The sequence below is a fragment of the Pseudonocardia sp. EV170527-09 genome (assembly GCF_008369905.1).
Lineage (GTDB): Bacteria > Actinomycetota > Actinomycetes > Mycobacteriales > Pseudonocardiaceae > Pseudonocardia.
This window is the reverse complement of sequence record NZ_VRMC01000153.1, coordinates 1-6,100: the sequence shown is the minus strand read 5'-3', so window position 1 is coordinate 6,100 and position 6,100 is coordinate 1. Positions and strand designations below refer to the sequence as shown.

Below are 6,100 nucleotides of genomic sequence, written 5' to 3'. Positions count from 1 at the left end.
GGACCCTGGCCGACGGCTGGGCCTACGCCCGACTCTATGAGTCGACCCGCCAACGCAACGACGCCCTACCCGGCTGGATGCACTTCTACAATCACCACCGCGCTCACTCCGCCATCGGCGGCCAGCCACCAGTCACCAGGCTGACCAACCTCCCTGGACATCACATCTAGCGCCGCGCGCGGCCGGGTAACCGGGGGTGGGTGGTGACGTCGACGTCGTCGCCGACGGTGACGGTGACCAGGTGGGCGAGTTCAGCGGGGGTGAACTGGCCTGGGGCGGTCACGGCCAGGGCGTCGAACCCGCCCCGGATCGCGGCCAGCGCGGTCGCCAGCCCGATCGTGGTGTTCCGGGCGGTGACCTCGACCTGGACGGTGAGAACGGTCCCGCCCCGGAACCCGGTCCGGCGGTGCCGCTCACGTGGGGGTCGGGGGTGAGCGGCGGCGTGGGTGAGGATCCCCCGGGTGACCAGCACCGTCAGGTGCTCGTGGATCGCTGTGGCGATCCGCTGCAGGTCTTTACCGGGCAGGGCGTAGTCCTGCCGGGTCACGACCAGCACATCACGCGGACCCGGCTTCGGGTCCCGCACCACAGACATGATCAAGCAGCGTAAACCACTGCTTGCCGGAAACCACGAGGGCGCGTCCGAGGAACCGGGCATCACCGGCCTGGCCAGGTCAGCCTTGCATTTCGCCGCGGCGGGTGGCGGTGTCGAGGTGGCGGGCGATGTCGACGATGTCGGCACCGGTGAGGTCGGCGCCTCTTGTTTGGTCTGCGCGACAGCACGATCCGCAACGACACGAACCACCTGGAGCTGATCCGCGTCTGGTTCGGCCGTCCGCTGGGGGAGATGGAACCCGCTGACGCTGACGTCTACTTTGGCTCGGCACTGCACGACGCCGCGCCGTCCACACGGACTGGGCGGGCGGCGGCGTTGTCGGCGTTGTTCGAGTACTTCGAGCTGCGGCACACGGTGGAGCTGCACCGGCTGACCGGGCGCGTGGTCGAGTGCCCTCTGGATGAGATCGACCGACCGCAGTCTTCGGTGACGCCGCGGTTGCGGGTCCCGCCGACCGAGGTCGAGATCGAGCAGGGGCCATTCGCCCGGCGGGCCCGGCGTCCGCTCGTGGCTCAGCCTGGGCCGCTGTCGGGTTCCTGATTTAACGGCGACATGCTACTAGAGTTCCGAACCACAACATAAGCGATTGTGGTAGATGGTGCAGTATCCCCTACCGTACCGTCCGTCATATCCGCGCTTCTTGGCGTCCTCGAGAGGTGCATCAGCGACGTTGTCGCGGATGTATTCCACGGGATGCGCGCCAGGTTTATGCCCCCACACGTACTCTCTCAGGTCGGGGTGCCATACTTTCCTGTAGAGATGGTAGTCCCACTCATGTTCCGGGTCACTGACTGGATGGCCAGTGGTCACTGCCACGATCCATGCCGGATCGTCTGAGGTCCCTTTGATCTTATTGTCAGGTGAATCTGTTACATAGATTGCATCGCCGTGTATGGCGGCGGCGAACTCCGCGTTTCCAGATGGAACTGTCTGAGTCTTGCAGTAGCCGGGGTGCAGCCAATTTACCTGAGAGCGACCGACGCCATTCCATCCGGTGTTAATATTAGTGGCGTACGCGAAGCAGTTGTTCCCGATGGTGAGCTTCGTGCTGCTATTCCAGTAGTCTGGGCTGAAGTCTGCGAGCTGCACCGCTACCTGGCCTGCATTGGTCCAGTCAGTGCGCGTGTAGGGTCCGAGGTTATCCCTGTTCGAGCCATCTGACGTGTAGTATGTCCTGGGCTTCCCTAGGTTAGTTGGTTTCAGTAGGGTGACTTCGTCGAGGATTCTCCGGGCGTACTCAGCACCCAAGGCGACGTCTTTTGCGTATCCGTCATCCACAAAGAATACAGCGGGTAGTCCGTATGGATTGGGTTGGTTGTCGTTCTCGACAATCAGTGGAGTGAGTCCGGCCTTCCGTTTCTGCATGATCGTAGTTATGCCATCTTGATTCTCTGAGATTGGCCTAAGGATGCGCTGGGCCGCAAGTTCGTCGATTGTTCCGGTCGGGTTGGAGCGGCCAGCAAAGATCGACTTTGTGACTATCAACATGGCGTCTCCTTCACGCTGAACAGGGCTGTCACGGCCATAGCCGCAGCCAGTGTGATGCACTACTCATAAACAGGCAAGGATGTGTCCGCCTGATCTGCTCCGGCGGGTCGTCGCCTCTGGCGGCAGCGGCGACGGCCTGATAGCGGCCGCGGGCGACCTGGGGTCCCCAACACCGGAGCCTGGTTCACCCTGGTCATCGCCGGCTGCGGCATCGTCATGCTCGCACTGACAGTGCTCCGGACCTGATCGCCACTGACGGCGTGGCGGATCCCCCGCCTGGGGCAACAGTCACTACTCTACGTACCGATCTTATACCTGAGTGGAAGGTTCTCCTGGTGGTAGCACGTATGACGATGTTTCTGCGCCGCACAGTGGTCGCTGTGGGAGTGACCACTGCGGTGGTGACGGGGTCACTGGCGATGCCAGCCCCCCACGCCTACGCAGGCCTGCCGGGCGAGGAGATCTGCTTGGGCGAGAACGCGCTCGTACCCGTACCGTGTCCGCCCGCTGTCGACCTCGACCGGGACCTCAACGTGACGACGATCAGGATCAGCGTTGCCCCGCAGGAAAGCATCAACCTGACCATCACGATGGAGACCGCCGAGGGCCAGGGCAGGTTCGAGCACACAAACACCCTCACCAACCCGACCGACAACGTTCAGCGGATGACATGGACGGTCCCTGACTACGCCCTGGCCATGGGCTACCGGATCGTGCGAGCCGAGGTCCACGCGCACGAGGGCTGACAGCTGCCGGTAACACACCCCGCCACACCAAGATCACTGACCCCACACCGTCAGTGTCCGGCGCAGGGGGCCAAGCTCAAGTCACTGCTTCGGCGCGTGAGGATCGGGGACCGAGCGTCGTCAGAACTGTCGGATGGCCGTCGCCGACGAGGTGCCCGACGTATCGCGCGCGACGCCGGCCCCGAGCGGCCGCACCGTCATCCACCGCCGCGGACGCCTACGCTGTTTGCCGTGGCACGATCGGCACCCGGCTCGACAGGTCCGGGGACCGGTGGCACATCCGCCAGACGATGGGGGAACGACGATGAGCTTCATCGACAAGGCGAAGAACAAGGCGCAGGACGCGGTCGGCAAGGCCAAGGAGAAGGTCGGCGACGTCACCAACAACGATGACCTCAAGCGCGACGGCCAGGCCGCCCAGGCCGAGGCCGCCGCCAAGAACGTCAAGGACACCTTCACCAAGGACTGACCGCAACGCTTGCCCCCGAGCCGGCCACGTCTCCTCGTCCCGACGGGCCCGTCCGGGGGCGACAGCCCGGCCTGTGACGTGCCGATGGGACGGGGCCCGCGTCCTTCGGGCGGGCCCCGTCACCGTGGCGGCCCGTCGTGTCCGCACACCGAGTCCCTCCGCCGGGTCTCCACGACCGTCGTCGCACGGGCGCCGCACTCTCACCCCGGCTCGTGCAGCCGCACGCTACCGCGACCGGCGAACCGCAGCACCCGACACGCTCTGCACCCCGCGCCGACCCACCGACACAGCGGCACCGCAGCACAGAGCCCGGGTGCTCACGGCCGGCAGCTGTGAAGCTCCGAACACGACAGAAGGCCGGGAACCGTTCGGCCACCACCCAGGAGAGGTGTCATGTCTGCCCCGGACCCGACCTCACCGGCACCGCGCCCACACCCGCGGCGCCACCACCGTCGGCCGGTTGGGGCACTCCGATGACCGGAGAATCGCGTTCGCGCCCAGAACAGGAGCGGACCGTCCACATCGCCACCGAGGCGGGTCGACCAGACCGGTCCGAGCGCGCTGTGCCCGCGGGTCGCAGCCTCGACGCGGACCAGCTCGACGACCAGGCCGACGCCTGGCTGGTCGGCAAGGCCAAACTCGGCTCCGTCGAGGCCTACGAGGTCCTCATCCGACGCCACCGCGACCGCATCTACCGCATCGCGCTACGCATGCTGGGCAACCGTGACGACGCCGAGGACATCGCCCAGGACGTGGTCATCCAGGTCTGGACCGCGCTGGCCGGCTTCGCCGGGGACAGCATGTTCACCACCTGGCTCTACCGGATCGTGGTCAACCGCTGCATCGCCTACCTCAAGCGCCGACGCCAACACACCCCCCTCGAGGATCCCGACGTCGTCAGGTCCCCCGGTGCCGACACCCGCGCCGAAGCGCGCGACCGTCTGCGTGCGGCCCTCGCCGCACTCGCCGCACTCCCGCCCGACCAGCGCGCCCCGATCGTGCTGGTCGACATCGAACAGCTCAGCTACGACGAGGCGGCGAGCATCCTCGGAGTCTCCGAACCGACCGTCCGGGGACGCCTGTCCCGCGGACGCCGACAGCTCGCCCAGACCATGCGGGAGTGGACATGACCAGCCACGAGCACGACCGCCCCGGGCCCCCGGACCGAAGCTCCGACGACGGCCACTTCCCGCTGCGCCCGGACCTGCTGCCCTGCGCCCGCTCCCGCGACGAGGTGCTCGACCAGGTCGCCCGCGGTGACGCCGCAACCCTCGACACCCACCAGAACGACTGTGTCCACTGCCAGGCCGCGCTGGCCGAGTACGACCGGCTGTGGTCACCGATGCGCGACCTCGCCGCCGAACAGGCCGACACCCCCGAGGACGGGATCGACGCCGCCCTGGCACGTCTGCGGGGCGCGATCGAGGACACCGACTACGCCACCCTGCGCGGACCACAGGGCACCACCCGCGTCGCGGCACGGGTTGTGGTGGTCGCCGCCCGCCACAGCGCCCAGGAGGTGCCCGGCGTGCGCGTCGCGCTGAGCAGGGGGCTCACCGGCCCCCACGACACCGACTCCGAGGTCCACGTCGGGGTCGCCGGCACCAGCACCGTCATCGAGATCACCCTGGCCGCCGACTACGGCCGCTCCCTGCACCAGCTGGCCGCCGACGTCCGCCGCGCCGTGACCGACCGCGTACGACACCTCACTGACCTCGACCCGGTACAGGTCATCGTGATCATCGACGACGTCCTCGATCGCCCCGTTCGCCGTGACTCACATCACTCGGTTGCGGAATGAGGACCGGGCCGTCGCGATGTCCGAGCACGCGACAGACGAACCGCAACCAACACCCGAGGAGCTGCAGCATGCGGGTCCTGCTGTCCCGCCACCTACGCACCTGGGCGATCTTCGCGATCGCCGTACCGGTGCTCAGCCGAGTCTTGGGCGCACTCGGACGCGCTATCGAACGCCGCCACGGCCCCTCCGCGCTGACCCACGTCCTGACCTGGGCACAGCGCCTGCTCGCCCGCCGAGCCCGCGGTCCGCTCGCCACCGGCACCACGCCTCCCGGTACCGGCGACCGGACACACGGAACCCACGCACCGGCGCCGGACCGATCCCCCCAGCAGCCGCAGCTGCGGCCGGTCGCCGACACACAGCACTGAACGCAGCACTCCGCACGAAGGGCAGCCGGGCCCAGAGCTGATCGGCACCTCCCGAACCGCTCACACCCACACGGTCGCGCCATCAGCGTGGTGCCCTTACGAGGACAGCGAACTCGAGGTCCGCGGTGTCGGGCCCGTTGTCGCTGCCGTCGTGCTGCAGGTCCGGTCGCATCCCAGACGAGTGCGTTCCGAGGCTGAGCTTGGCCCCCTGCGCCGGACACTGACGGTGTGGGGTCAGTGATCTTGGTGTGGTGGGGTGTGGGCTGTTTCGTAGTCGGCTGGGCTGAGCATCCCGATGCTGGAGTGGCGCCTGATCGGGTTGTACCAGCACTCTATCCACTCGAATATCGCATTGGCAAGATCGGCGCGGCTTTTCCAGGATCTGGAGTCGAGTAGTTCCAGCTGCATCGTCCCCCAGAAGGACTCGACCATCGAGTTGTCGTAACAATCGCCGACCGAGCCCATGGAACCGACTAGTCCCGCCTCGATCAGTCGGCGCCCGAACGCCCAGGACGTGAATTGCGAGCCGTGGTCAGAATGTAGGATCGCCGAGTACGGTTCGGGACTGCGACGGGTGATGGCCATGCCGAGCGCGTCGGTGACGAGTTCGGT

10 protein-coding genes are annotated in these 6,100 nt (G+C 67.0%); 7 read left to right on the top strand and 3 right to left on the bottom strand.

Annotation, left to right across the window (positions count from 1 at the left end; genetic code table 11):
- Positions 1–170: integrase core domain-containing protein (locus tag FVA95_RS27060; RefSeq protein ID WP_149666644.1), on the top strand; the 170-nt coding region annotated here is incomplete at its 5' end.
- Here FVA95_RS27060 and FVA95_RS27055 read toward each other — a convergent pair.
- Positions 167–595 carry a hypothetical protein gene (locus FVA95_RS27055; protein ID WP_149666643.1) on the bottom strand — a complete coding sequence of 143 codons (429 nt, stop codon included), beginning with the start codon at positions 593–595 and terminating at the stop codon, positions 167–169. The genes FVA95_RS27060 and FVA95_RS27055 overlap by 4 nt on opposite strands.
- Positions 596–760: 165 nt before the next feature.
- Here FVA95_RS27055 and FVA95_RS27050 point away from each other — a divergent pair, with 165 nt between their 5' ends.
- Positions 761–1,156 (top strand): hypothetical protein, encoded by a 396-nt coding sequence (locus tag FVA95_RS27050; RefSeq protein ID WP_205016002.1) that lies wholly within the window; start codon positions 761–763, stop codon positions 1,154–1,156.
- A gap of 18 nt (positions 1,157–1,174) precedes the next feature.
- On the opposite strand, the gene FVA95_RS27045 is transcribed toward FVA95_RS27050, so the two are convergent.
- The gene (locus FVA95_RS27045) at positions 1,175–2,104 is read right to left on the bottom strand and encodes a hypothetical protein (protein WP_149666642.1); all 930 of its coding nucleotides are present in this window, start codon (positions 2,102–2,104) and stop codon (positions 1,175–1,177) included.
- A 386-nt stretch (positions 2,105–2,490) separates the two neighbouring features.
- On the opposite strand from FVA95_RS27045, the gene FVA95_RS27040 reads away from it, so the two are divergent.
- From FVA95_RS27040 to FVA95_RS27020, 5 genes are all read left to right on the top strand, one after another.
- Positions 2,491–2,850 carry a hypothetical protein gene (locus FVA95_RS27040; protein WP_149666641.1) on the top strand — a complete coding sequence of 120 codons (360 nt, stop codon included), beginning with the start codon at positions 2,491–2,493 and terminating at the stop codon, positions 2,848–2,850.
- A 304-nt stretch (positions 2,851–3,154) separates the two neighbouring features.
- Positions 3,155–3,319 carry a CsbD family protein gene (locus FVA95_RS27035; protein WP_149666640.1) on the top strand — a complete coding sequence of 55 codons (165 nt, stop codon included), beginning with the start codon at positions 3,155–3,157 and terminating at the stop codon, positions 3,317–3,319.
- Between the two features lie 563 nt (positions 3,320–3,882).
- Positions 3,883–4,449: an RNA polymerase sigma factor gene (locus FVA95_RS27030; protein ID WP_240051761.1), complete on the top strand. Its 567-nt coding sequence runs from the start codon at positions 3,883–3,885 to the stop codon at positions 4,447–4,449.
- Entirely contained in the window at positions 4,446–5,120 is a 675-nt protein-coding gene (locus tag FVA95_RS27025) for an Asp23/Gls24 family envelope stress response protein (protein ID WP_149666638.1), read from the top strand. The genes FVA95_RS27030 and FVA95_RS27025 overlap by 4 nt, the downstream gene beginning before the upstream one ends.
- 68 nt (positions 5,121–5,188) lie before the next feature.
- Positions 5,189–5,488 carry a hypothetical protein gene (locus tag FVA95_RS27020; RefSeq protein WP_149666637.1) on the top strand — a complete coding sequence of 100 codons (300 nt, stop codon included), beginning with the start codon at positions 5,189–5,191 and terminating at the stop codon, positions 5,486–5,488.
- Positions 5,489–5,722: 234 nt separating this feature from the next.
- Here the strand turns inward: FVA95_RS27020 and FVA95_RS27015 are convergent.
- The coding region (locus FVA95_RS27015; protein ID WP_149666456.1) for an integrase core domain-containing protein at positions 5,723–6,100 on the bottom strand (378 nt) is incomplete at its 5' end.